23 protein-coding genes and 1 riboswitch are annotated in these 23,464 nt (G+C 68.7%); of the genes, 10 read left to right on the top strand and 13 right to left on the bottom strand.

The genetic code is table 11. The features are described from left to right. Nucleotides 1-6 precede the first annotated feature (6 nt). The 7 genes from cobW to AUL36_RS20240 form a co-directional block, all read right to left on the bottom strand. Nucleotides 7-1,086 (bottom strand): cobalamin biosynthesis protein CobW, encoded by a 1,080-nt coding sequence (gene cobW / locus AUL36_RS20210; RefSeq protein ID WP_062223684.1) that lies wholly within the window; start codon nt 1,084-1,086, stop codon nt 7-9. Between the two features lie 4 nt (nt 1,087-1,090). Then, complete coding sequence (gene cobU, locus AUL36_RS20215; RefSeq protein WP_062223686.1) at nt 1,091-1,603, bottom strand: bifunctional adenosylcobinamide kinase/adenosylcobinamide-phosphate guanylyltransferase; 513 nt, start codon at nt 1,601-1,603, stop codon at nt 1,091-1,093. After that, nucleotides 1,600-2,340 (bottom strand): CbtA family protein, encoded by a 741-nt coding sequence (locus tag AUL36_RS20220; protein ID WP_062223689.1) that lies wholly within the window; start codon nt 2,338-2,340, stop codon nt 1,600-1,602. Before AUL36_RS20220 ends, cobU begins: the two co-directional genes overlap by 4 nt. A gap of 108 nt (nt 2,341-2,448) precedes the next feature. Beyond that, entirely contained in the window at nt 2,449-2,709 is a 261-nt protein-coding gene (locus tag AUL36_RS24895; RefSeq protein ID WP_306302843.1) for a CbtB domain-containing protein, read from the bottom strand. Further along, nucleotides 2,667-2,901, bottom strand: a riboswitch (cobalamin riboswitch). Its footprint overlaps the gene before it by 43 nt. A gap of 43 nt (nt 2,902-2,944) precedes the next feature. Continuing rightward, a complete protein-coding gene (locus AUL36_RS20230; RefSeq protein WP_058601136.1) occupies nt 2,945-3,976 on the bottom strand; it encodes a sensor histidine kinase in 1,032 nt (343 codons plus the stop codon). Between the two features lie 236 nt (nt 3,977-4,212). Next, nucleotides 4,213-4,590 (bottom strand): response regulator, encoded by a 378-nt coding sequence (locus tag AUL36_RS20235; protein ID WP_082655970.1) that lies wholly within the window; start codon nt 4,588-4,590, stop codon nt 4,213-4,215. Nucleotides 4,591-4,694: 104 nt separating this feature from the next. After that, a complete protein-coding gene (locus tag AUL36_RS20240) occupies nt 4,695-6,443 on the bottom strand; it encodes an HWE histidine kinase domain-containing protein (protein WP_192843877.1) in 1,749 nt (582 codons plus the stop codon). On the opposite strand from AUL36_RS20240, the gene AUL36_RS23990 reads away from it, so the two are divergent. Both AUL36_RS23990 and AUL36_RS20245 read left to right on the top strand, forming a co-directional pair. Continuing rightward, a complete protein-coding gene (locus AUL36_RS23990) occupies nt 6,433-6,645 on the top strand; it encodes a hypothetical protein (protein WP_192843499.1) in 213 nt (70 codons plus the stop codon). The two genes, AUL36_RS20240 and AUL36_RS23990, sit on opposite strands and share 11 nt — an antisense overlap. Before the next feature lie 192 nt (nt 6,646-6,837). Further along, the gene (locus AUL36_RS20245) at nt 6,838-7,689 is read left to right on the top strand and encodes an SDR family NAD(P)-dependent oxidoreductase (protein ID WP_062223699.1); all 852 of its coding nucleotides are present in this window, start codon (nt 6,838-6,840) and stop codon (nt 7,687-7,689) included. A 31-nt stretch (nt 7,690-7,720) separates the two neighbouring features. On the opposite strand, the gene AUL36_RS20250 is transcribed toward AUL36_RS20245, so the two are convergent. From AUL36_RS20250 to AUL36_RS20265, 4 genes are all read right to left on the bottom strand, one after another. After that, a complete protein-coding gene (locus tag AUL36_RS20250; protein WP_062223702.1) occupies nt 7,721-8,308 on the bottom strand; it encodes a cytochrome b in 588 nt (195 codons plus the stop codon). 161 nt (nt 8,309-8,469) lie between these two features. Beyond that, complete coding sequence (locus AUL36_RS20255; RefSeq protein WP_062223704.1) at nt 8,470-9,972, bottom strand: cobyric acid synthase; 1,503 nt, start codon at nt 9,970-9,972, stop codon at nt 8,470-8,472. Beyond that, nucleotides 9,969-10,715, bottom strand: a complete 747-nt coding sequence (locus tag AUL36_RS20260) for a TSUP family transporter (protein ID WP_062223757.1) — start codon at nt 10,713-10,715, stop codon at nt 9,969-9,971. The genes AUL36_RS20255 and AUL36_RS20260 overlap by 4 nt, the downstream gene beginning before the upstream one ends. A gap of 145 nt (nt 10,716-10,860) precedes the next feature. Then, complete coding sequence (locus AUL36_RS20265) at nt 10,861-12,078, bottom strand: MFS transporter (RefSeq protein WP_062223706.1); 1,218 nt, start codon at nt 12,076-12,078, stop codon at nt 10,861-10,863. A 463-nt stretch (nt 12,079-12,541) separates the two neighbouring features. On the opposite strand from AUL36_RS20265, the gene AUL36_RS20270 reads away from it, so the two are divergent. Genes AUL36_RS20270 through cobM form a run of 6 tightly spaced genes read left to right on the top strand, consistent with a single transcriptional unit; the run spans nt 12,542 to nt 18,979 of the window. Then, nucleotides 12,542-13,804, top strand: coding sequence for a sirohydrochlorin chelatase (locus tag AUL36_RS20270; protein ID WP_062223708.1), 1,263 nt, complete (start codon nt 12,542-12,544; stop codon nt 13,802-13,804). 4 nt (nt 13,805-13,808) lie between these two features. Beyond that, nucleotides 13,809-14,462 carry a precorrin-8X methylmutase gene (locus AUL36_RS20275; protein ID WP_062223710.1) on the top strand — a complete coding sequence of 218 codons (654 nt, stop codon included), beginning with the start codon at nt 13,809-13,811 and terminating at the stop codon, nt 14,460-14,462. Further along, nucleotides 14,459-15,676: a bifunctional cobalt-precorrin-7 (C(5))-methyltransferase/cobalt-precorrin-6B (C(15))-methyltransferase gene (locus tag AUL36_RS20280; RefSeq protein WP_062223712.1), complete on the top strand. Its 1,218-nt coding sequence runs from the start codon at nt 14,459-14,461 to the stop codon at nt 15,674-15,676. The genes AUL36_RS20275 and AUL36_RS20280 overlap by 4 nt, the downstream gene beginning before the upstream one ends. Beyond that, complete coding sequence (gene cobI / locus AUL36_RS20285; RefSeq protein WP_062223715.1) at nt 15,673-16,389, top strand: precorrin-2 C(20)-methyltransferase; 717 nt, start codon at nt 15,673-15,675, stop codon at nt 16,387-16,389. The genes AUL36_RS20280 and cobI overlap by 4 nt, the downstream gene beginning before the upstream one ends. After that, the gene (gene cobJ, locus AUL36_RS20290) at nt 16,386-18,200 is read left to right on the top strand and encodes a precorrin-3B C(17)-methyltransferase (RefSeq protein WP_062223717.1); all 1,815 of its coding nucleotides are present in this window, start codon (nt 16,386-16,388) and stop codon (nt 18,198-18,200) included. Before cobI ends, cobJ begins: the two co-directional genes overlap by 4 nt. After that, entirely contained in the window at nt 18,197-18,979 is a 783-nt protein-coding gene (gene cobM, locus AUL36_RS20295; RefSeq protein WP_062223719.1) for a precorrin-4 C(11)-methyltransferase, read from the top strand. The genes cobJ and cobM overlap by 4 nt, the downstream gene beginning before the upstream one ends. On the opposite strand, the gene AUL36_RS20300 is transcribed toward cobM, so the two are convergent. Further along, nucleotides 18,954-19,703, bottom strand: coding sequence for a cobalt-precorrin-6A reductase (locus tag AUL36_RS20300; RefSeq protein ID WP_062223722.1), 750 nt, complete (start codon nt 19,701-19,703; stop codon nt 18,954-18,956). The genes cobM and AUL36_RS20300 overlap by 26 nt on opposite strands. 1 nt (nt 19,704) lies before the next feature. Beyond that, nucleotides 19,705-20,820, bottom strand: coding sequence for a cobalt-precorrin-5B (C(1))-methyltransferase (locus AUL36_RS20305; protein WP_062223724.1), 1,116 nt, complete (start codon nt 20,818-20,820; stop codon nt 19,705-19,707). Between the two features lie 327 nt (nt 20,821-21,147). Here AUL36_RS20305 and AUL36_RS20310 point away from each other — a divergent pair, with 327 nt between their 5' ends. Together AUL36_RS20310 and cobD are read left to right on the top strand one after the other, a co-directional pair. Continuing rightward, a complete protein-coding gene (locus tag AUL36_RS20310) occupies nt 21,148-22,449 on the top strand; it encodes a cobyrinate a,c-diamide synthase (RefSeq protein ID WP_062223726.1) in 1,302 nt (433 codons plus the stop codon). After that, entirely contained in the window at nt 22,446-23,462 is a 1,017-nt protein-coding gene (cobD, locus tag AUL36_RS20315; RefSeq protein WP_062223728.1) for a threonine-phosphate decarboxylase CobD, read from the top strand. Before AUL36_RS20310 ends, cobD begins: the two co-directional genes overlap by 4 nt. Nucleotides 23,463-23,464: the final 2 nt, after the last annotated feature.

A 23,464-nucleotide genomic window follows, 5' to 3' on the forward strand; every position in this document is an offset into this window, starting at 1 on the left:
GGCGCTTTACTCCGCCGCAGCCTGCACATGACCGGCCGCGAGCTGCGCGACGGCCTCACGGATTGCGGCCTCGCTCTCCTCGATCGCATCGTGCAGGCCGATCACGACGAGACGGGTAACCCGCGCCTCGTTGGCGGCGAAGGGGCGGTCGTAATAGCCGTCGATCCGCTGCCCCACGGCCTGGATCAGCAGCCGCGCGCCCTTGCCCTCGACAGCGGCGAAGCCTTTGACACGCAGGATGTCGTGTTCCGCGATCAAGGCTTTCAGCCCAGCCATGAAGGCGTCGGGCGAAGCGAGTGGGCCGGTTTCCACGACGAAGCTCTCGAAATCGTCGTGGTCGTGCTCATGCCCGGCCTCGTGCTCCATCTCATGATGCGAGCGGCGCTCGTGGATGTGATCCTCGGTTCCGGCGGCGAGGCCGAGCAGTACGTCGGCCGGCAGCTTGCCCTGCTCGGCCGTGACGATCGCGAGCTTGCGGGAGGCCGCGTTCTGAATTTCCGCCTTCACGCCCTCCAGCGCCTCGACGCTCACGAGGTCGGCCTTGGAGAGAACCAGAAGATCGGCGGCGCGGATCTGGTCCTCGAACAGCTCTTCCAGCGGATTGTCGTGGTCGAGGCTCTCATCGGCCTCGCGCTGGGCCTGAACCTTGGCCTCGTCGTCGGCAAAGCGGCCGGCGGCCACCGCCGCCGCGTCGATCACGGTGACGACGCCGTCCACGGTCACGCGCGCCTTCACCTCCGGCCAGTTGAAGGCGGCGACGAGGGGCTGCGGCAGGGCGAGGCCGGAGGTCTCGATCACGATATGATCGAGCCGGTCGGCCCGCTCCAAGAGCTTTTCCATCGTGGGGATGAAGTCGTCGGCCACCGTGCAGCAGATGCAGCCATTGGTGAGTTCCACCACGTCTTCCTCGCGGCAGGTCTCGACGCCGCAGCCGCGCAGGATGTCGCCATCGACGCCGAGATCGCCGAACTCGTTGATGACCAGCGCGATGCGCCGGCCATCGGCATTCTGGAGGAGATTGCGGATCAGCGTGGTCTTTCCGGCGCCGAGAAAGCCGGTGATGACGGTGGCGGGAATCTTACGCATGGGGTCAGCCTTTGAGCTGGAGAGGGAGGCCGGCGGCGACGAAGGTGACCTTCGAGGCCAGCGCGGCGATCTGTTGATGAAGCCGGCCCGCCTCGTCGCGGAAGCGGCGGGCGAGGGCATTTTCGGGGACGATGGACAGGCCCACCTCGTTGGACACGAGCGCGACGAAGCCGGGCGGTAGCCCATTCAGGACGTCGCAAAGCCGTCTGGCTTCGGCCTCGATATCGGCCTCCGCCATCATGAGATTGGTGAGCCAGAGCGTCAGGCAATCCACCAGAAGCGCACGGCCTTCGCCGGCCTCTCGGGCAATCGCCTCCGCCAGATCGAGCGGCGCATCCACCGTGACCCAAGGGGCGGGGCGGCGCGCCTGATGCTCGGCGATGCGCGCTTTCATCTCGGCGTCGAAGGCCTGGCCCGTCGCGATGTAGACGGGCGCAAGGCCGGTCGCCAGCACGAGCCCTTCGGCCAGCCGGCTCTTGCCCGAGCGCGCGCCGCCGAGGATGAAATGGACGCTCATGCCGCGCGCGTGCCCAAGCGCGCGAAGCGGTCGAAGGCAAAGCCCGCCGCGAGCCCGATCAGCACGAAGAACAGCGCCGAGACGCTGAGCGAGGCGACGGCGAACTCGGCCGCCAGCGTGGGCGGAATGGGGCTGGCGAGATCGGCCGGGTGCGGCGCGGGCACGAGATGGGGCGCGACGAGGAGCGCGAGCCCGCCGAGCCGCGCGGCGGGCGAGCGGCGCAGCACCAGAAGCGCCAGCCCGGCGGCAGACGTCGCGACCGTGCCGAGCCACCAGAACTGGCGCGCGGCCAAATCCGCCGCCGGCATGGCAGGGAGTTCGGGCGGCAGGCCGAGCGCGGGGGCAAGCGTCAGGACGCCGAAGCCCGCCAAGCCCCAGAGCGCGCCGTTGCGCAGGGTGATCGGCCGGTTCAGGGCGAGGCTGGCGGCCGCGAGGACCAGTGCGAAGCCGCAGCCGAGCACGAGATTGGCCAGAAGCGAGCCGCCCGTGCGGCTGGCGACGAGCGTCGTCGCTTCGTGCTCGCCGCCGGCCGAGGCATGGTCGCCGGTCGAATGGGCGAACGCGGGCGAGACGAGGCCGAGTGCGCTCGCGTGGGCCGCATGCGCGGGCGCTCCCCCCTCTTCGTAGACCTCGGCCGCGAGGATGAGGGGCACGAGCTTGATCTGCTGCACGGGCGTGATCGATGCGCCGGCAACGAGGCCGGCGAACAGCGCGGCCGCGAGTGTGCGGGTCAACATGGGCAATATCCTGCCTTCGGAGCGCCTTTCCGGCGCTTCCGTCAAAGAAACGAGACGAATCGCATCAAGGCCGGACGCGTGGATCGGCCGGCACGGGAGGGCGAAGCGTCAGTGGCAGGGCAAGCCCATGGCATGGCGCGCGTCATGCGCGGTGTCGTGCAGGGCGTCGGCGCTGGCAAAGCCCGCGCCCCAGACAAGAAAGGCGCCGAGCGCGAGAGCGAACGCGGCAATGGCGAAGCGCGCCTGTGCAGGCGCGGCAATGGGATGAACGGCCGAAAGGGCGGTTCGAGTCATGGCATCAACCTCCGTGACGGCGGCCGAAATGGCCGCCTTCGCAAGGGATGGCAGGTCTCCTGGCTCGCGGGTCATCGGTTGTCTCCTGCCTTCCCGGATCGAAATCCAGTGGCGTTTCCGGCGGATCATCGCCGGTGGAGGAACCTCTCCGCTCTACAGTCGCGGGGTCGGCTGCGATCCGGGCCCTTGGTTTAAGTCGGCCCTTCGCATTCCCTCTTAGCCCGTGCGCGCAGGGTGCGGCGCGGGACCATCCATCGCCCAGATTAAACGGCTGCCGTCCCAAGTCAAACGATTCAAGGAAGGCGGTTCGTCAGGCCGATGCCGAGCGGGTGCGGGGTGGGGAGAAGTCCATCTCCATGCGTGTGCCCCCCTCGCTCACATAGCGGATCGTTCCGCCGAGCTGCTGGGCAAGGCTCTGGAGAATGCGCTGCCCGAGCGAGCGCGAGGTGGCCGGATCGACGGGCCCCTGAAAGCCGACGCCGTTGTCGGCCACGCTCAGGCGGTAGAACCCGTTGCCGAGGGCCGAGAGACCGACGCGGATCGTGCCACCGTTGCGCCCTTGGAAGGCGTGTTTCAAGGCGTTGGTGATCGCCTCCACCAGGATGAGCGAGAGCGTGGTGAGATGCTGGAGCTCGAAGCTGCGCCCCTCCATTTCCGGCCCCATCTCGATCTCGACCCGAATGTTTTCGACGCCCGAGGTTTCCAGAATGTCGGCGCTGAGATCGGCCAGATAGGTGCGGATCGGCTGTTTCAGCGTTTCGGGATCGTAGAGGCGGCGATGAATCCGGGAGACCGTGTCGAGCCGGGCTCGCGCGTCGTCGAAGGCGGCCGCCGCGCTGGCGGGGTCCTGCATCACCTTGCGCTTCTGCAGGCCGAGCAGGCTGGAGACGAACTGCATGTTGTTGGCGACGCGGTGCTGCAGCTCTTGGAACATGGCGCGCTGCTGCTCGTAGAGCCGCCCGACCGTTGCCCGTTCATCCTGCAGCCTGTCCATGGCCCGGTGAACCGCGTCGATCAGCGCGATATCGACGCCCACGACAAAGACGTAGAACAGAAGGGCGATCGCGGTTCCCGGATGCACCTCGAACGAGTTGAAGGGCGGAATGAACCAGTACCATGCGGACAGGCCCGACAGGACGGCGCAGGTGACGCCCGGCCAGAACCCGCCGAAAAAGGCCGTCAGGATCACAGCCGGAAAGAAGGTGAGGTAGGGAAAGCCCACCGGTAGAATGTGGTTGGTGGCGAAGCGAAGCGAGAGGGCAGCCGCAAAGGTCAATAGCGCCAGACCCCACGACAGGGCCGGCGTCGCGCGAACACGCGCCGACACCTCGAACAGGTTCATTCCCAAGCCGCCTTCCACCCTGCCTGACCAACCGCGACGTCATCCCCGCCCGTTACGGTTCTACGCAGATGACAGGATTTGGCCTCCAAGCGGCAATAGGCAAGGTGCTGGAGAAGCTTAGGCAGATTATTTAGCTGTGTCCGCAAATTCCTGCGCGCTGGATTGCGGTTTTTTCGGACGATATTTCGCTCGTCGCGGGCATGAAAGCCGTCGGCCGATTCGTCAAACGGGCGTTTCTAGCCAGGGTGGAGCGCCTTTTCGACGGCGCGACGAATCAGGGCGAGGCTGACCGGCTTGGAAACGAAACGAGCCTGCCGGGGCAGTTCGCCGTCGCCGGGTCTGACGCGGCCCGAGCAGACGACGATCGAGACATGAGGCCAACGCGCCGCTACCTCCCGTGCCAGGTCGATCCCGTCGATCGGGCCGGGCATTTCGATGTCGGTGTAGAGAAGGGTGATCGTTTCGGTTTGAGCGAGATGATGGAGCGCCTGCTCGGTATTGGCCGCTTCCAAAACGGTGAAGCCGGCATCCTCCAGAAGATCCACCGCCTCCATTCGCAGGAGAGGCTCGTCTTCCGCCACAAGGGCCACAGCGTGTTTTGCGAGCGTGCTCATGCTCCTTAAAGGCGCGACATCGGGAAAAGTTTCCGGACTACGAAACCTCCGGTGGCTGTTGGCACAGCCCGAAGGAAAACGCCCGTGCCTTGCGTGCTATGCCTCTACCCGTCCGAGCTGTGCAAGGCGCCGAGCGGGGATTCCATGCGGCAGACGAGGCCGCCCGGCTCGAAACGCTGTTCCACGCTGCCGCTGACCGCGCCCGGCAAGCCGCGCTCCACCAGACGCGAGCCGAAACCCCGGCGCGTGGGTTCGATGACGAGAGGGCCGCCGCGCTCCCGCCAGACAAGGCGGAACAGGTCCGCGCCATCCTGATGTTCGATCTCCCATTGAAGATCCACGGTGCCCTCCGGCACCGACAACGCGCCGTATTTGGCCGCGTTGGTCGCCAGCTCATGTAGGATCAGCGCCAGCGACAGGGCGGCGTTGGCGTCGAGCCGAACGGGCGGGCCGGACAGGCGGATGCGGTTCTGCCCGTCGTCATGAAGGGCGAGCGTGTCATGGGCCACAGCCCCGATTTCGGTGGCCGCCCGACCCGGACCCAGAAGCAGATCGTGGGCGCGGCTGAGCGCGGCGAGGCGGCTGCCGAGCGTTTCGCGCGCGGTCGCCATGTCGGGCGCGTTGCGCAGCGTCTGCGAGGCGATGGCCTGCACCATGGCGAGCGTGTTCTTGAGGCGGTGGCTGAGTTCGCGATTGAGCAGGCGCTCGCGCTCCTCCGCCCGGCTGCGGCCGATGGCGGCATGGGTGCGGTCGGCCACCGAGCGCACGAAGCGCAGGTCCGCTTCCGAGAAGGAGCGCAGCTTGTTGGCATGGACGAAGAGAACCAACGATAGCTGGCCATGCTCGATGATCGGCACGTTGAGAAGAACGCGAATGCCGATCGCCTCCAGCGACGCATGATGCCCGGTCGTGCGCGGATCGCGCCTCGTATCCTCGATCAGCACGATCTCGCCGCGCTTCAGATCGTCGATGAAGGACCCGTAGTCGCGGAAATGATGCAGGCCGGCAATGCTGGCGATGCCTGGCATCCGCCAGTCCGGCTGCATCGTCACGGTTTCCTGAACCGCGTCCACCACGCCGACGCCGGCCCGCGTCGCGTTGAGCTGCACGGCCATGGTCTCGGCCGCTGCAAAGGCGATCTCGCCGACATCGTGCATGTCCCGCAGGCGCTCGCCCAGCGCGGCCAGAGCCAGCTTGCGCTCTTCGCTCTCCCGAAACGCGGTGATGTCGATCGCGACGCCCGGAAAGCGCAAAGGACGGCCTGCCTTGTCCAAGTAAGCGCGGCCGCGCGCATGGACCCAGATAACCTCGTCGGTCGCCGGTCTATACAAGCGATAGTCCTGCTCGTAGTCGCCCCCCGACGCCACGCTCTCCCCGATGGCGAGCGCCACCCGCTCGCGGTCGTCGGGGTGAATGCCGGAGGCGAAGAGTTCGAGCGGGACGCCCTCTTCGGCTTCCTGCTCGCTGACCCCGAACATGGAGGCGAAATAAGGGCCGGCATAGACCTTGTCCGTCGTCAGGTCCCAGTCCCACCAGCCGAGCGAACCCGAAGCCTCGAAGGCGAGCGACAGGCGCTCTTCCGACATGATGCGCGCCGCTTCGCTCCGGCGCAGCCGCGCGGCGAGGTCTTCGCCCTCCGGATGGGGCGAACTGGCCTCGCGCGCGATCCGGCGCGCGGCGCGCAGATGGTTCGCCGCCTCGGCCCGCATTTCCGCAATGGCGCGCTGATGCTCCCGGCTGACGCCTCCATCGGGCAGGGGCGGCGCGATCGGCACGGAGGCAAGGCGACCCCGAAGGCGCTCGACCTCGGCCATAAGCTCGTCGCGGGACGCGGAATGAGGGTTGAAGGTCACGGAAGAATGCCATTCGGAGAAGAGCATGGGACAGGTCGCATCGATGAAAACGTTGGCGGCTTCGCCTGCCGTCGTCAATCGGCGGCTGTCGCGTTTTGCGAGGAATGCCAAGGCTTTGACCGGTGCGGCGGCGAAAATGTCACGATCGGGCGTTCACGTTGTGTTTTGGTCGGCTAACGATGGGGCGGCCTTGGAAAAGTGAGCGGCAACGTCAAGATGTCGCTCTCTTCGGGCATGGTTCATTTTTGTTTGGCCGGCTGGCGCGCTGCGGTTTTGACGCGCCGGCACGGGCTGGACATCGAAGGCGAACTGAGGCCAGACACGGGGCAGGCCGAAGAGGCCGGCATTGTCTGGCCGGCCCGCTGCGCACGCCGTTTCACGTCGGGAGAGACCCATGCACCACCCCGCCATCGCTCCGCTTCACACCGCCGTCGTCATCGGAGGCGCCACCGGCATCGGCCTCGCCGCCGCCAAGCGCTTCGTGGAGATGGGCCTCAAGGTCGCCATCGTGGACCGGCGCATGGAGGAACTCGTTCGTGCTCACGAGGCGCTGGTCGCGCTGGCGGGCGAGGAGGAGGGGCGCATCGTCGCGGCCGCCTGCGACGTCAGCGACCGGGAGGGCCTCGCCAAGACGGCCCAGCATATCGAGGCGACGCTCGGCCCCGTTCATGTGCTTATGAACAATGCGGGCATCCAGCCCGGCTCGTCCATCTTCGGCGAGCAGAGCGAGTGGGACGCGGTTCTTTCGATCAATCTCGGCGGCGTCATCAACGGAACGCGCATTTTCGGCCCCGCCATGATCGCGCATGGCCAGCCCGCGCTGATCATCAACACCGGCTCCAAGCAGGGCATCACCACGCCGCCGGGCGATCCCGCCTACAACGTGTCGAAGGCGGGCGTGAAGGTCTTCACCGAGGCGCTCCAGCACGAATTGCGCAACCGGGCGGACTGCCGCGTCGAAGCGGCTTTGCTGATCCCCGGCTTCGTCTGGACCGACCTGACCCGGCGCGACCGCACCCAGAAGCCCGAGGGCGCCTGGACGCCGGAGGAAACCGTCGCCTTCATGATGGACCGGCTGGAAGCGGGCGATTTCTACATTCTCTGCCCCGACAACGAGACGACCCGCGAGCTGGACGAGAAGCGCATCCGCTGGGCCGCCGAGGATGTCGCGAGCAACCGCCCGCCGCTGTCGCGCTGGGAGCCGAACTGGGCCCCCCGCTTCAAGAGCTACCTCGACGGCGAGTGAGAGGCGGGGCGCTCGCGCGCCGTGTCCTTTGTCAGATGCCCGCTCGCAGGCGCGGCGCGGTGGAGCCATGCGTCATGGCGCGCAGCGTGCCGTCGCGGCGCACGAGATGATGCCAGAGCGCCATGGCGATATGGCCCGCGATGAGCACGAAGAGGCTCCAGCCCAGCAACTCGTGCGCTTCGCTGACGAAGGAGCCCAGAACGGCATTGCGCGGCGCATCGCCGCGCACCAGAATGGGAAAGCCGTAGATCACCAGCTCACGCCCCTTGAAGAAGGCGCGCAGCATCCCGAGCGTGGGTTCGAGGATCAGCAGGGCGTAAAGCGCGACATGGCCGAGCGTCGCGGCCCCACGCATCAGCGGATGACCTTCATGGGGCGGGCGGCGCGAGAGATTCGCCAAACCCCAGACGCCGCGCAGGATGGCGAGCCACCAGATGGTGAAGCCGACCGAGACATGCGTGCCCCACAGGATGTTGTCCAGCGCGCCATGCTCGGCGGTGGCGCGCACGATGGCCGTCAGGAGCTGCCAGAGGATCATCAGCGCCATGCCCCAATGCAGGGCGCGGCTGACGAGACCGTATCCATGGGGATTGTCCGCCCAGCGGCTTGGCATCGACATGGCTCTTCTACCTTCTTCTGACACCCCGGCCCGACTCGGCAGACCGCGCGTGCTTCGCTGGCACGGGATCGGGCATCCTGCGAGCTAGTCCAGACAGGCGGGCCGAGTCGAATGAAACTCCTGTCGTATTGCGTCCATGTTCCGGTAATCTGAGTGGCAAGTCAGGTTTTGCGGGCACGTTCCCGCGCAATCGCCCAGAACGCGTCGATATCGAGACAGGCTTCCAACTGGGCGGCGATGGCGTCCAGCGCGGCTTCCACGCGTTCCAGATAGGACTGGTTCGAGCCCGTCAGACCGAAGCGCTGGAGAAGGCGACGACGCCAGGCATCCGAGCCGAAGACGCCGTGGAGATAGGTGCCTTCGACCCGCCCATCGGCGCTGCGCGCGCCCTCCATGCGCCCGTCGATCGTGGCGAAGGGCCGGGCGCGGTCCGCCCCGTCCGTCGCGCCCATATGGATTTCGTAGCCGGTGACGGCCAAGCCCTCATGCGACAGGCCGGCGGCGGCGCGCACGGTCTTCGGCCCTTTCATCACCGTCTCGACCTCGAGAAGCCCCAACCCTTCGGCCTCGGAGCATGTCCCGTCCACACCGTCCGGATCGCGAATGCGTGTTCCCAGCATCTGGTATCCACCGCACAGACCCAGGATTCGCCCACCCCGCGCGTGATGGGCGCGGAGGTCCCCGTCCCATCCGTTGCGGCGGAAGGCCTGGAGATCGGCGATCGTGGACTTGGTGCCGGGCAGGACGACAAGCGCGGCCTCAGCTGGCAGGCGCTCGCCGGGCCTGACGAAGCGCACCTCGACGCCGGGCTCGGCGGCGAGCGGGTCGAGATCGTCGAAATTGGCGATACGGTCGAGAACCGGCACGGCGACGAGAAGCTGCGCCGCGCCGCGTGACGGCGCCTGGCGCGCTTCCAGCGCCACCGAATCCTCGGCCGGCAGATGGCGTGCCTCGGCAAGCCAAGGCACCACGCCGAAGCTCGGCCAGCCGGTGAAATCAGTGATGGCGGCGAGCCCGCTGTCGAACAGGCTGACGTCGCCCCGGAACTTGTTGATCAGAAAACCCCGGATCGGCGCGCGGTCGTCGGGCGGCAGGATCGTGTGCGTGCCCACCAGCGAGGCGATGACGCCGCCCCGGTCGATATCGCCGACCAGCACGACCGGCACGTCGGCCGCCCGCGCAAAGCCCATATTGGCGATATCGCCGGCGCGCAGGTTGATCTCGGCCGGCGAGCCCGCGCCCTCCACCAGGATCAGATCGGCCTCTGCTCCCAGCTTATGAAAGCTCTCCATCACGGAGCCCAGAAGCGTTGGTTTCAGTCGCTGATAGTCGGCCCCTCGCGCTGCGCCTGCGACGCGCCCCTGCACCACGATCTGCGATCCGGTTTCGCTTTGGGGTTTGAGGAGAACCGGGTTCATGTGGACGCTCGGTTCCGCGCCGCAGGCCAGCGCCTGAAGCCATTGCGCGCGGCCGATCTCGCCCCATTCGCCGGTTTCGGGAATGCGCGCGACGGCGGCGTTGTTGCTCATGTTCTGCGGCTTGAAGGGGCGCACAGCGAGCCCACGCTGGCGGAACAGGCGGCAGAGGCCGGCCACCAGCGCGCTCTTGCCCACATCCGAGCCCGTGCCCTGCAGCATCAGGGCGGGAACGCGCGGCCGGCTCATGACCAGAGAAGGCGCAGGGCGAGCGCGATGCACACGGTGACGAGAAGCGGACGGATGAGACGCGAGCCGAAGCGCATGGCCGAAGCCGCGCCGAGCCGCGCGCCCAGAAACTGCGCGACGCCCATGGCGAGGCCGAGCTTCCAATGGATCGTCCCGACGCTGGCGAAGACCAGGAAGCCGCCGAGATTGGAGGCGAAGTTCAGAAACTTGGTGTGCGCCGTCGCCTTGAGGACGCCGTAGCCGGCAAGACCCACGAAGGCGAGCATGAAGAACGAGCCGGTGCCGGGGCCGAACAGGCCGTCATAAGCGCCGATCAGCGGCACCACGACCAGCGCGAAGCGCTTGGGCGAGATTCGGCGCTCGCGGTCCACATCCGACAGGCCGGGCTTCAGCGCGAAATAGATCGCGATGGCGATCAGGAGAAAGGGCAGGAGGGTGCGCAGGAAGTCGAGCGGCAGCGAGGCGGCCAGAAGCGCGCCGCAGGCCGAGCCACCGGCCGACAGGAGGCCCGCAGCCCACATGTCGGTGATGCGCATATGCCCCTTGCGCGCATAGGCGATGGTCGCCGAGCCCGAGCCGAAAAGCGATTGCAGCTTGTTGGTGCCGAGCGCGGTCAGCGGATCGACCCCGCCCAGAAGCAGCGCCGGCACCGTGATCATGCCGCCGCCGCCCGCGATGGCGTCGATGAACCCGGCCAGAAATGCCGCGCCGACCAGAAGCAGAAAGACGAGATCGAGGGGCATTTTGAGACCATGGGCGGGGCGGGCCGACGCGAGCCCGAGGGGGAGGGCGCAGGAGCGCAGGAGCAACGGGGGCCGGAGCGTCAGAACGCTTTATGGCCGCTTCGCTCTTAGGCCCGTTGCGGGAAGGGTGGCAAGGTGCGGGCCGTCATCCAGCCATGCGTTTTGCCAAGGCGGGTCGCACGGCCAGCATCAGGGGCAGAAGGGCGAGGCAATAGACGCCCAGTGCGCCGAGCAGCAGGGGATAGGACACGCCCCGGTCGATCAGGACGCCAGCCAGACCCGGCCCGAGGGCGGCGGCGAGCACCATGAGGGGCACGATGGCCGAGCGGATCGCGCCCAGATGCCTGACACCATAGACTTCCGGCCAGAGCGTGCCGAACAGCGTCAGCGAGAATCCGTCGCTCAAGGCGTAGAGCGCCATGAAGAGGAACGCGGCGGCGGGCCCTTCCACGGTGCCGAGCACGAGGCAGCCGAGGCCGAGCGGCACGAGATAGAAGGACAGGAGCGTGTGGGCCGAAAACCGATCCACCAACCAGCCGGCCAGAAGCAGCGAGCCGACCGTCACCAGCGCATAGAGCGGAAAGGCGCTGGCGAAGAGTCCGGGCGACCAGCCGCGCAGCTCGCCCAGATAGACCTGATGGAACAGGATCGTGTTGGAAATGAAGGCCGGCGGCAGCATGGCCATGAGAAGCAAGGGAAAGAGAGGGTCGCGCAGCACCTGCTCCCGCGTCCAGCCTTGCGTTTCCGGCACGGTGCCGGCCGGCGTCTCGGGCTGCCGCTCGCGCGAAAACAGCAGCGCGGCGAGCGGCAGGAGGAGGCAGAGGAGCACGGCCACGCAGAGCCAGACGCCGCGCCAGCCAAGCCATGCCGCGCCGGCCGTGAAGGCCAAGGGAAGCAGCGCCTGGCCCATATTCAGCCCGAGCGAGGCGAAGGAGACCGCCCGCCCGCGCCCGCCCTCGCGGCTCGGCCCGAACCAGCGGCCGAGCAGCGTATAGGCCGCGTGGACGGCGAAACCCTGCCCGAACAGGCGCAAGGCGAAGAGCGCCGCGACGAGCCCGAGCCCATGGCGCGATAGGGCGAGGGCGAGCGCGCCGAGTCCGAGCGCCAGAAGCGCCAGCATGCCTGAGCGCCGGGCCGGCCAGCGATCCACCACCGGACCGATCCAGGCGAGCGCGAAGGCCGAGGCGATCGTCACGCCCATATAAAGCAGCCCGAAATCGCCATTCGACAGCGCGAACTCGCGCCGGATATCACCCCCGGACAGAGCCACGAAGAAGCTTTGCCCGAAGGACGAGGCGAACAGCAGAAGAAAGCCGCCCGCCAGCCAGCGCGCATTGCGAGTGAGAAAGGACAGGGCGGGCACGGGCGGCCTTCCGTTGATTCGGTCGTGGCGTTCGCTTTAGCAGCCCGCGCGCGACGATGGAGCTCGGGCTGCGCGCTGTTGAGCGGGAAGGGGCGTTTTTCCGGACCGAGCGATCGTGCCGAGACTGAGCGTCGAGGCCTGTTGGGCAGAGGCGCGTCGAGTGGCAAGGGCGCGCAAGAGCAGGGCTTACGGGTTGGGCATTCGTCGCCCGCCCGCCGGCCTGGGGGAAGGCGAGGGTGCGCCTTGGCCGGACACCCGGTTTGACGCGCGCCCTCATCCCGGCTTTAAGGCGGGGGCCTGACGGTGCCTTTAGGTGGATCGATTCCGCCCGGGCTCTTGCAAAAACGATTCCGGGACGGCCGACCCAAACCGGGGGCTCGAAGCGGAAACTGTCGGACGCGGCGCTTCGCTGATGGGCGAGGTCCGTTCTCCGGCGCAACCTGACGACGGAGGACATGCGTCCATGAAGGCTCTCATGCTGTGCGGCCACGGCTCGCGCGACCGCGGCGCGGTGGAGGAATTTCGCGGCCTCTCCGAAAAGATGGCCCGCCGCCTGCCGGACTGGACGGTGGAATACGGCTATCTGGAATTTGCCACGCCCATCATCCGCACCGGGCTCGACGCGCTGCGCGAAAAGGGCGCGCGGGAGATTCTGGCCCTGCCGGGCATGTTGTTCGCCGCCGGCCACGCCAAGAACGACATTCCGTCGGTTCTCAACACCTATGCCGCCTCGAACGACGTTTCCATCACCTATGGACGCGAACTCGGCATCGACCCCAAGATGATCCGCGCCGCCGGCGAGCGGATTCGCGAGGCGCTGCGGTTGGACGGCTGGCGCGACGGCGAGCCGCTGCACGACACGATGCTGGTGGTGGTCGGGCGCGGCGCGTCGGACCCCGACGCCAATTCCAACGTCGCCAAGGTCATGCGCATGCTCTGGGAAGGGCTCGGCTTCGGCTGGGGCGAGACGGCCTATTCCGGCGTCACCTTTCCGCTGGTCGAGCCGGCGCTGCGCCATGTCTCGCGCCTCGGCTACAAGCGCATCGTCGTATTTCCCTATTTCCTGTTCACCGGTATTCTGGTGGACCGCATCTATTCCTCGACCGACACGGTGGCCGCCGAGCAGCCGGACGTGAAGTTCCTGAAAGCCTCCTATCTCGGCGCGCATGACCTCGTGGTCGAAACCTTCGTGGATCGCCTGACCGAGATCCTCGAAGGCACGAACAACATGAACTGCCAGATGTGCAAGTACCGCGAGCAGGTGCTCGGCTTCGAGGCGGAAGTGGGCCTGCCGCAGGAAAGCCACCACCACCATGTCGAAGGCATCGGCACGGGTCCGGCGGAACCGACGCACGATCATGGGCACGATCACAGCCACGGGCACGGGCATGACCACGGGCATCATCACCATGGCGATCACCACCATGGGCACGACCACCACGGCCATGACCATGGGCACAGCCACGACCACGGGCACAGCCACGACCACGGGCACAGCCACGACCACGGGCACAGCCACGACCACGGGCATGACCATGCTCACACGCATGAGCACGCGCATTCGGCGGATCATTCTCATGATCATGCGGGTGGTCACACGCACGGCCATGCGCAGGATCACGGCCATTCCCACGGTCATGACCATTCTCACGGCCACGCGCATACGCACCACCCCTATCCCCATGCCGATCATCCGCTCGGGCCGCGCTCGCTGAAGCGGGGGTGAGTTCGTGGGGCTGGACTATCTGAAGGACCCCGCCGCGATCTACGAGGCGAGCTTCGCCACGATCCGGCGCGAGGGTGCGCCTTTGCTGGAGCGCCTGCCGGAGGAGGCGCGGGAGCTGGCCATCCGCGTCGCCCATAGTTGCGGCATGGTGGATGCGATCGCGGACTTGCGATTGTCCGCCGATCTCATCGCGGCTGGTCGCGCGGCGCTGCAAGCCGGCGCGCCGGTTCTGGTGGATGCGCAGATGGTGGCGCATGGCGTGATCGCCCGGCACCTGCCGGCCAGCAATGCTGTTGTTTGCCGGCTGAGCGAGCCCGAGATTGCCCCTCTCGCCGCGCGCCTTGGCACGACGCGCTCGGCCGCGCAGGTCGATCTCTGGATCGAGCGCGGCGAGTTGGCGGGCGCTGTTGTCGCCATCGGCAATGCGCCGACCGCCCTGTTCCATCTTCTGGAGCGGCTGGACGAGGGGGCCGCGCCGCCGGCCGCGATTCTTGCCTTTCCGGTCGGCTTCGTCGGCGCGGCCGAGTCCAAGGACGAACTCGTCGCCCGCCCACGCGGCGTACCCTTCGCGACGCTTCTCGGCCGGCGCGGCGGCAGCGCCATGGCGGCGGCGGCGGTCAATGCGCAGGCCGCCGGACTGCGGGGTGGGCTCGCATGACGGCCCCATGGCTCGATCTAATCGGCGTCGGCGATGGCGGCCTGGAGACGCTTTCACCGGAGGCTGCGGCGCGCCTCGGCCGCGCCGAGATCGTCTTCGGCGGGCATCGGCATCTCGCCATGCTGCCCGCCGCGCACCCAGCCGAGCGTCAGCCCTGGCGCTCGCCCTTCGGGGAGAGCGCCGCTGACATTCTCGCCGCGCGCGGGCGACGGGCCGTGGTGCTGGCGACGGGCGATCCGTCCTGGTTCGGCCCGGCGAAATGGCTGCGCGGCGTGCTCGATGCCGCGGAGTTCCGCGTCTGGCCCGCACCCTCCGCCTTCTCGCTCGCAGCCGCCAGACTCGGATGGGCGCTGGAGGATTGCCGTTGCCTCACCGTGCATGGCCGCGCGCTGGAGAATGCGGCGGCGGATTTCGCTGAGGGGCGAAAACTCCTCATCCTCTCCGAAGACGGCGCTTCGCCCGCTGCGCTCGCCGCGCTGCTGACGCAGGCCGGCTATGGCGCGAGCCCCGTCCATGTTCTCGAACATCTCGGCGGTCCGCATGAGCGCATCCGCGCGGCGCTGGCGAAAGGCTTCGATCTCACGGATATTGCTGCGCTCAACACCGTCGCCGTGGAATGCGTGGCCGCAGAGGGCGCCAAGGTCTGGCCGGCCGGCCCCGGCTTGCCGGACGAAGCCTTTCGCCATGACGGCAAGATGACCAAGCGCGTCCTTCGCGCGCTGGCCCTTTCCGCACTGTCGCCCCGCGCGAGCGAACTCCTGTGGGATGTCGGCTCAGGTTCCGGCGCGATCGCGGTGGAATGGTGCCGCGCGGCGTCGGCTGCTCGGGCACTCGCCATCGAGCCGAACCCCGAGCGTCTCGCCTTCATCCGCGAAAACCGCATACGGCTCGCCGCGCCCGGCATCACCATCGTCCCCGCGCGCGCGCCGGAAGCCTTCGACGGGCTGGCCGCGCCGGACGCCGTGTTCATCGGCGGCGGGCTGACGGAGAGCGTCTTCGCGCCGGCTTACCAGGCTTTGAAACCCGGCGGTCGGCTCGTCGCCCATGCCGTGACCCTGGAATCAGAGGCCATCCTCTTGGGCCTGCACGCAGAGCACGGCGGCGATCTGATGAGGGTCTCGGTGGACCATGCCTCGCCCGTCGGTCCGTTTCGCGGCTGGCGTCCCTCCATGCCCGTTCTCCATTGGCATCTGACGAAGGAGGCGGGCGCATGAGCGGCACGCTCTATGGTATCGGTCTCGGCCCCGGCGACCCCGAGCTTCTGACGCTGAAGGCCCATCGAATCCTGCAAACCGTGCCCGTCATCGCCTATCCCGCGCCCGATAGTGCGCCCTCGCTCGCGCGCAGCATCGCCGCACCGCATCTGCCGGGTGGCCAGATCGAGCTGCCGATCGGCCTCTGCATGGCGGTCGAGCGCGCGCCGGGGCAGGGCGGCTATGACGCCGCCGCGCCCGAGATCGCCGCGCATCTGGAAGCGGGGCGGGACGTCGCCGTCCTCTGCGAAGGCGATCCGTTCTTCTACGGCTCGTTTCTCCATCTCTTCGCGCGGCTGGGCGCCGACTTCGCGACCGAGATCGTGCCGGGCGTCTCCTCCGTCATGGCCGCCGCCGCCTGCGCCAAGCGTCCCCTCGTGGTGCGAAACGACCGCTTCGCTGTGCTGCCCGCAACGCTGCCCGACGAGGCACTGCGCGCCGGCATCGAAGCGGCGGAGAGCGTTGCCATCCTGAAGCTCGGCCGCCATTTTGCGCGGGTGAAACGCCTGATCGCCGAGATGGGCCTGAACGATGGTGCCCTTTATGCCGAGCGCTTGACGCAGGCCGGCGAGCGGGTGCTGCCGCTGGCCGAGACCGGCGATACGGCCCCTTATTTTGCGCTGATCCTTCTCTACAAGGGCCACGAGCCCGCCATTCTTGGGCATCATCTATGAGTGAGCCGGCTTACCTCTGTCTCACGCCCGTCTCGCTCGCGCTCGCCGAGCGTTTACGCGATGCGCTGGGCGGCGAGACGCATGGCTTTGCGCCGCGTGTTTCCCACGCCGACCGGAGCTTCGAGAATGTCGGCGCGCATCTCGGCACCCTCTTCGACGAGGGGCGGCCGATCCTGGCGCTGATGGCGACCGGCGCGCTGATCCGCATTCTCGCAGCCCATCTCGCCGACAAGCGCGCCGAACCACCGGTTCTCGCCATCGCGGAGGACGGCTCGGCCGTCGTGCCGCTGCTCGGCGGCCACCATGGTGCGAACGACTGGGCGCGGCGGGTCGCAGCCATTACGGGCGGTTTTGCCGCCGTCACCACCGCCGGGGACCTGCGCTTCGGCGTGGCGCTGGATGCGCCGCCCGAGGGCTATGTGCTCGAAAACCCCGGCGACGCCAAAGCCGTCATGGCCGATCTTGTCGCGGGCGAGTTCGCCTGGATCGAGGGCGACGCGCCCTGGCTCACGAGCTCCTCCATCCCCGTATCGGACGATGCTCGCATCGCGCTCACCGTCTCGGACGCCGCGCGCGCGCCGGCCGAGGCCGAGCTTCTCTACCGCCCCAAGGTGCTCGTTCTCGGCATCGGGGCCGAACGCGGGGCCCCTGTCGAAGAAGCCGTGGCGCTGGCAGAGGCTGCGCTGGCGGAAGTCGGCGTCTCGCCGCTTTCGCTCGCCGCCGTCGCCTCGCTGGACCTGAAAGCCGACGAGCCGGCGGTTCATGCCGTGGCGGAGCGCTTCGGCGTTCCCGCCCGCTTCTTCGACGCCGCGACGCTGGAGGCACAAGCGCCCCGCCTCGCCAACCCCTCGGACATCGTGTTTCGCGAAACGGGCTGCCATGGCGTGGCGGAGGGCGCGGCCTTGGCCGGGGCGGGCGAGGGCGGTGCGCTGATCCTCCCCAAGCGCAAATCCGCTCGCACCACGGCCGCGCTCGCCCGCGCGCCGCAGCCGTTGGATGCCAAGCTCATCGGCCGGGCGCGGGGCACGCTCTTCGTCGTCGGCATCGGTCCGGGCGCGGAAGGCTGGCGCTCGCCGGAGGTCTCCCGCATGGTGCAGGCCGCGACCGATCTCGTCGGCTATTCGCTTTATCTCGACCTTCTCGGCCCGCTCGCGCGAGGCAAGGCGCGGCATGATTTCGACCTCGGCGCGGAAGAAGCGCGGGTGCGCCATGCCATGGAACGCGCCGCCGAAGGCCGCCAAGTGGCGCTGGTCTGCTCGGGCGACGCCGGCATCTATGCCATGGCGACGCTGGTGTTCGAACTGATGGACCGGGGCGGCGTGTCGGACGCGGCTCGGCGTATTGAGGTTGAGGTCTCGCCCGGCATCTCGGCGCTTCAGGCCGCCGCCGCGCGGGCCGGCGCGCCGCTCGGCCACGACTTCTGCACCATCTCGCTGTCCGACCTGTTGACCCCCTGGGACGATATCCAGCGCCGCGTAAAGGCGGCCGCCGAGGGCGATTTCGTGATCGCCTTTTACAATCCCGTCTCCAAGCGTCGGCGCACGCAGCTCGCCCATGCGCGCGATGTGCTTCTCCAGCACCGCCCCTCCGATACGCCCGTCGTGCTCGCCACCAATCTCGGCCGGCCGGGCGAGAGCGTGCGCATCGTGGACCTGTCGGCCCTCGACGTGGACGAGGTGGATATGCTCACTGTCGTCGTCGTCGGCTCGTCCAACACGCGCGCCTTCACCACGGGCGAGGGCCGCCGCTTCGCCTATACGCCGCGCGGCTATGCCGCCAAGCCCGGCACCAGCATTTCGGAAACCGCATGACCGTTCATTTCATCGGGGCCGGCCCCGGCGCTGCCGATCTCATCACGCTGCGCGGCTTGAGGCTGATCGAGCGCTGCCCCGTCTGCCTTTATGCCGGCTCGCTCGTGCCGGAAGAGATCGTGAAGGCTGCGCCGGAGGGCGCGCGCGTTCTCGACACCGCGCCGATGAATCTCGACGAGATCATCGCGGAAATGCAGGCCGCTCACGCTCGGGGCGAGGATGTGGCGCGGGTTCATTCCGGCGATCCCTCGATCTACGGCGCGACGGCCGAGCAGATGCGAAGGCTCGATGCGCTCGACATTCCCTATGACGTGACGCCGGGCGTGCCAGCCTTCGCGGCGGCGGCGGCCGCGCTCAAGACCGAACTCACCGTGCCGGAAGTCTGTCAGACCATCGTGGTTACCCGCACTGCGATGAAGTCCTCGGCCATGCCGGAAGGCGAAGACCTGGCGACGCTCGGCCAAAGCGGCGCGACGCTGGCGATCCATCTTTCCATCCGCAACCTCGCTCATATCGAGCGCGAACTGGGGCCGATCCCGGCTTACGGGCCGGACTGTCCGGTGATCGTCGCCTACCGCGTCGGCTGGCCGGACGAGCAGTTCATCCGTGCAACGCTCTCGACGGTTGCGAGGGCGGTGCGCGAGGCCAAGCTGACGCGCACGGCGCTCGTCTTCGTCGGGCGCGCCCTGGGGGCGAAGGATTTCGTGGATTCCAAGCTCTACGACGCCAGCCACCCGCATATTCTGCGCCCGGTCAGGAAGGCGAAATCAGCCAGCTAAGCGCGGCGTCGAGGTCTCTCAAGATCGGCCCGTCCGGCTCGGGCGGGCGCTGAATCAGGATGACAGGCATCCTCATCTTTCGCGCCGCCGCGATCTTGGCATAGCCCCTCGCGCCGCCGGAGTTGCGGCAGACGAGATGGGTGATGCTGTGCTCGCGAAATAGCTCGGCTTCCTCCGCGCTATCCTCCGAAGGCTTGCCGGTAACGAGCGTCGCTGCGAAAGGCAGGGGATCTGCGGGCGCATCCACCTGCCGCAACACGGGGCAAAGGTCGGAACGGTGCCGAAAGGGCGCGATATGCTGGCTGCCCAGCGCCAGAAAGGGCCGCGCGCCCGAGGGCAACGCATCGCGCGCGGTGCGCAGACAAGCCACCTCCTGCCAGCGATCGCCATCAACCGGCTCCCAAGTGGGGCGCAGGAATGTCGCGCGGGGAATGCCGGCTAAGCGCGCGGCCGCGCCCGCGTTGCGCGACATGCCGACGGCGTAAGGATGGGTCGCGTCGAGCAGGCGCGTGACGCCTTGCTCGTGGATGAAACGGGCCAGACCTTCCGCGCCGCCGAAACCGCCGATGCGCGTCTCCACTCCGTCCGGCAGCGCGGGCGCTTTGGTGCGCCCTGCCAGCGACAGGAGGAGCCCGATGTCCGGCCTCATCGTCCGCAGGCGCCGCGCCAGAACCGAGGCCTCCGCCGTTCCGCCGAGAAGAAGGATGAAGGGCGCTTGCGCCATCTCAGCCGCCGATCCGCGCGATCACCGCGCCTGCCCTGTCCACCGCCAGCACTTCCACGGCGACCGGGGCATCGCCCAGCGTTTCGCGGATGGTTGCGAGCGCGCGGCGCGCCACGGCTTCGGCCAGATCGATGCCGGCTTCCTGGCAGAGGTCGAGCACTTCCTTGGCCGTGTTGGCGATGAGGATGCGCGGCGTCAGGGCCGGGGTGCCGGTGAGGTCCGCCAGAAAGGCGAAGTCCACCTGGCTGCGGCCGGAATGAAGGTCGAGCGAGCCTTGGGCGAGCTTGGTGAGCTTGGCGAAGCCCCCCGCCAGCGTCAGGTTCGGCACGGGATGGCGGCGCAGATACTTGAGAACGCCGCCGGCAAAGTCGCCCATGTCGAGACAGGCGATGTCAGGCAGTTCGGGGTGGAGCCGGCGCGCGGCGTCTTCGCTGGCCGATCCCGTCGCGGCGATGACGCGGGAGAGGTTGGCGGCGCGCGCGACGTCGATGCCGCGATGGATGGAGTGAATCCAGGCCGAGCAGGAGAAGGGATGGACGACGCCCGTCGTGCCGAGGATCGACAGCCCCCCGAGAATGCCGAGCCGCCCGTTCCAGGTCTTCTCGGCCAGCGCCGCGCCGTTGGTGACGGAAATCGTGATCTCGACATCATCAGCGCGCCCATGCGCCGCGCAAAGGGCCTCCACCACCTCACCCATCATCCGGCGCGGCACGGGATTGATCGCCGGCTCGCCGGGCGGGATCGGCAGGCCGGGCCGCGTCACCGTCCCGACGCCCTCGCCGGCCCGAAACACGAGACCGGAGCCGCGGGCGGTGAGGCGAACGGTGGAGACGATTTCGGCGAGATGCGTCACATCCGGGTCGTCGCCCGCATCCTTGATGATGCTCGCCATGGCCGAGCCGGCATCCAGCCGCGCGCGCGCCAAGGCGAAGCCGGGGCGCTGCCCCTTCGGCAAGGTAATCTCAACGGGATCGGGGAAATGGCCCGTCAGAAGGGCTTCCAGCGCAGCCTTGGTGGCGGCCGTGGCGCAGGCGCCCGTCGTCCAGCCGCGCCGGAGCGCCGCGCCGTCCCGCCGGGGCGCGCTCGTCTCCCGCCGCTTGCCGAGATTGAAGCTCATGCGAGGGCTTATAGGCCGGCCACGCGGCCGCGCAAGGCGAGGGCCAGCACGGCTCGCCTTATCCCGCAGCGCCGCTCTAGCCGTCGCCGCCGAAGGTTCGGCCCAGCCGAGCATCCGACCTTGCCTTTCTTCTCGTTAGCCGGCGAAAGAGACCGGCATCTCCCATCCATGAGATTCTCAAGCCGAATCTATCGTCCGCTCGCGGCGGCGCAGTTGATGGGGCGGCGGCAAGGTTGGTAGACCGGGCGCGAAGCGGCGCGTGCGATGAGGCGGATTTTGAGCGAAGGAGAGGGCGTCGAGAGACAAGGCGAAGCATCGGGAGGCGGGATGGAGCAAACCCGGTCCGCCGGCTTCGTTCTCGCCGCGCCGCAATCGGGCAGCGGCAAGACGCTGACGACGCTGGCGCTGCTGCGGCACCTCACACGCGAGGGCATGGCGCTGCGCTCGGCCAAGGCGGGGCCGGACTATATCGACCCGGCCTTTCATGCGGCCGCCACCGGCCGCCCGTCGGTCAATCTCGATCCGTTCGCCATGCGCCCGGACTTCCTGCGCTCGCTGGCCTTTGCCGACACGCGCCCGCTCGTGGTCGAGGCCATGATGGGGCTTTACGACGGCGCGGCCGATGGGTCGGGCTCGGCGGCAGATCTTGCCGAGATGCTGGGCCTGCCGGTCGTGTTTTTGGTGGATTGCGCCAAACAATCCCATTCCATAGCGGCGCTTGTGCGCGGCTTTCGCGACCACCGACCGTCCCTCCGCTTTGCCGGCTTGATGCTGAACCGCGTCGGCTCTCTCCGCCACGAGACGCTGCTGCGAGACGCGCTCTCGCCGCTCGGCTTGCCGATCCTCGCCGTGCTCCCTGCCGACCCCGCCCTGGCCCTGCCCGAACGCCATCTCGGCTTGGTGCAGGCCGGCGAGCGGGCGGACCTCGTGGGCTTTCTCGAGCGTGCCGCCGACTGGATGGCGCGAGGGCTCCAGCCCGGCGCGCTGGACGGGTTGCTCGGCGAAAACCAGCGAGCGCCAGCGCTTGCCACGCCCCTGGCGCCATTTGGTGCGCATATCGCGGTGGCGCGCGATACCGCCTTCGCCTTCATCTACCCGCATCTTCTGGAAGGCTGGCGGCAGGCCGGCGCGGCGCTGTCCTTCTTCTCGCCGCTGGCGGACGACGGGCCGGCGGCGGAGGCCGATGCCGTGTTCCTGCCGGGCGGCTATCCCGAGCTTCATCCGGGCCGGCTGGCGGCGGCAAGCCGGTTTCGCGAGGGAATGCAGGCCGCAGCCCGGCGCGGCGCGCTGATCTATGGCGAGTGCGGGGGCTATATGGCGCTGGGCGAGGGGCTGGTGGATGCGCAGGGTATCAGGCACGAGATGCTCGGCCTCCTGCCGCTCGAAACCTCCTTCGCGCAGCGAAAGCGCCATCTCGGCTATCGTCGCCTCGCCCCTTTGCCCGGCGCGCCCTGGGCCTATGCGCTGACGGGGCATGAGTTCCATTACGCGACGATCCTGAGGGAAGGGGAGGCCGAGCGCCTGTTCGAGGCGCGCGATGCGCTGGGCGCCGATCTCGGCGCAATGGGCCTGCGGCGCGGGCGCGTCATGGGCTCCTTTGCCCATGTGATCGACGGGGTCGTGCCGTGAGGGAGGCGCTGCATCATGGCGGCGCGCTGGACGCGGCCATCGCCCGCTATGGCGGCGCGCGGGCCGATTGGCTGGACCTCTCCACCGGCATCAATCCCGCGCCCCCGCCCTTGCCCGCGCTCGACCCCGCGCTCTGGACGCGCCTGCCCGAGCGCGCGCTGGAAGAGCGGGCGCGTGGCGCGCTCAGGCGCTTCACGGGCGCGGGCGAAGGGGCGGGCATCGCGCTCGCGCCCGGCACGCAGGCGCTGATCGCGCTTCTGCCCCATCTCCTGCCGCCCGGCCCGGCGGCGGTGCTGTTTCCGAGCTACGAGGAGCATGGCCGCGCGCTGGCGCAGGCCGGGCATCAGGTCACCCGCTTTGCGGAGCTCGGCGACATCCCGCCCGAGGCCCGGCTTGTCACGCTCGTTTCGCCCAACAATCCGGACGGGCGGTGCTTCGACGCCGCATCGGTTCTGGCGCTGGCGGATAGGCTGGCGGCCTGTGGCGGGCTTCTCGTCCTGGACGAGGCCTTTGCCGACGCCGAGCCGGGGGCGAGCCTTGGGACGGCGGCCGGGCGGCCGGGGCTTCTCGTCCTGCGCTCCTTCGGCAAGTTCTTCGGCCTCGCCGGCCTGCGCTTCGGCGCGGCGCTGGGCGAGCCGGCGCTGACCCGGCGGATCGAGGCGCGCTTCGGCCCCTGGGCCGTGTCCGGCCCGGCGCTGGCGATTGCCGCCGCGCTGATGGAGGACGAGGCGGGCGTCGCTGCGCTGCGCGAGGGGATCGCCCGGCGCGCCGCCCTGACGCGGCAGGCGCTCGCGGCCGCCGGCCTCGCGCCGGTCGGCGGCACGGCGCTGTTTTCGCTTCTGTCGGTGCCGGATGCGGCCAAGCTCTTCGAAGGGCTCGCGCGCCGACATATCCTGACCCGGCCCTTTGCCTATCGGCCCGACTGGCTGCGCCTCGGCACGGTGCGGGACGAAGGGGAGGCCGAGCGGCTGAGGCAAGCTCTGCGCGCGGCGCTGGCCGAGGCGGGCGGCTGACC

This window comes from Aureimonas sp. D3 (assembly GCF_001463805.1).
Classification (GTDB): Bacteria; Pseudomonadota; Alphaproteobacteria; order Rhizobiales; family Rhizobiaceae; genus Aureimonas; species Aureimonas ureilytica_A.

Excerpts from the sequence above, each read along its gene's own strand:
- AUL36_RS20230 (WP_058601136.1), bottom strand. The coding sequence starts at position 3,976 with ATGAACCTGTTCGAGGTGTCGGCGCGTGTTCGCGCGACGCCGGCCCTG.
- cobI (WP_062223715.1), top strand. The coding sequence starts at position 15,673 with ATGAGCGGCACGCTCTATGGTATCGGTCTCGGCCCCGGCGACCCCGAG.
- AUL36_RS20280 (WP_062223712.1), top strand. The coding sequence starts at position 14,459 with ATGACGGCCCCATGGCTCGATCTAATCGGCGTCGGCGATGGCGGCCTG.
- AUL36_RS20300 (WP_062223722.1), bottom strand. The coding sequence starts at position 19,703 with ATGGCGCAAGCGCCCTTCATCCTTCTTCTCGGCGGAACGGCGGAGGCC.
- AUL36_RS20235 (WP_082655970.1), bottom strand. The coding sequence starts at position 4,590 with ATGAGCACGCTCGCAAAACACGCTGTGGCCCTTGTGGCGGAAGACGAG.
- cobU (WP_062223686.1), bottom strand. The coding sequence starts at position 1,603 with ATGAGCGTCCATTTCATCCTCGGCGGCGCGCGCTCGGGCAAGAGCCGG.
- AUL36_RS20260 (WP_062223757.1), bottom strand. The coding sequence starts at position 10,715 with ATGCCCCTCGATCTCGTCTTTCTGCTTCTGGTCGGCGCGGCATTTCTG.
- AUL36_RS20250 (WP_062223702.1), bottom strand. The coding sequence starts at position 8,308 with ATGTCGATGCCAAGCCGCTGGGCGGACAATCCCCATGGATACGGTCTC.
- cobM (WP_062223719.1), top strand. The coding sequence starts at position 18,197 with ATGACCGTTCATTTCATCGGGGCCGGCCCCGGCGCTGCCGATCTCATC.
- AUL36_RS20245 (WP_062223699.1), top strand. The coding sequence starts at position 6,838 with ATGCACCACCCCGCCATCGCTCCGCTTCACACCGCCGTCGTCATCGGA.
- AUL36_RS20305 (WP_062223724.1), bottom strand. The coding sequence starts at position 20,820 with ATGAGCTTCAATCTCGGCAAGCGGCGGGAGACGAGCGCGCCCCGGCGG.
- cobJ (WP_062223717.1), top strand. The coding sequence starts at position 16,386 with ATGAGTGAGCCGGCTTACCTCTGTCTCACGCCCGTCTCGCTCGCGCTC.
- AUL36_RS20255 (WP_062223704.1), bottom strand. The coding sequence starts at position 9,972 with ATGAGCCGGCCGCGCGTTCCCGCCCTGATGCTGCAGGGCACGGGCTCG.
- AUL36_RS20220 (WP_062223689.1), bottom strand. The coding sequence starts at position 2,340 with ATGTTGACCCGCACACTCGCGGCCGCGCTGTTCGCCGGCCTCGTTGCC.
- AUL36_RS20310 (WP_062223726.1), top strand. The coding sequence starts at position 21,148 with ATGGAGCAAACCCGGTCCGCCGGCTTCGTTCTCGCCGCGCCGCAATCG.
- AUL36_RS24895 (WP_306302843.1), bottom strand. The coding sequence starts at position 2,709 with ATGACCCGCGAGCCAGGAGACCTGCCATCCCTTGCGAAGGCGGCCATT.
- cobW (WP_062223684.1), bottom strand. The coding sequence starts at position 1,086 with ATGCGTAAGATTCCCGCCACCGTCATCACCGGCTTTCTCGGCGCCGGA.
- AUL36_RS20270 (WP_062223708.1), top strand. The coding sequence starts at position 12,542 with ATGAAGGCTCTCATGCTGTGCGGCCACGGCTCGCGCGACCGCGGCGCG.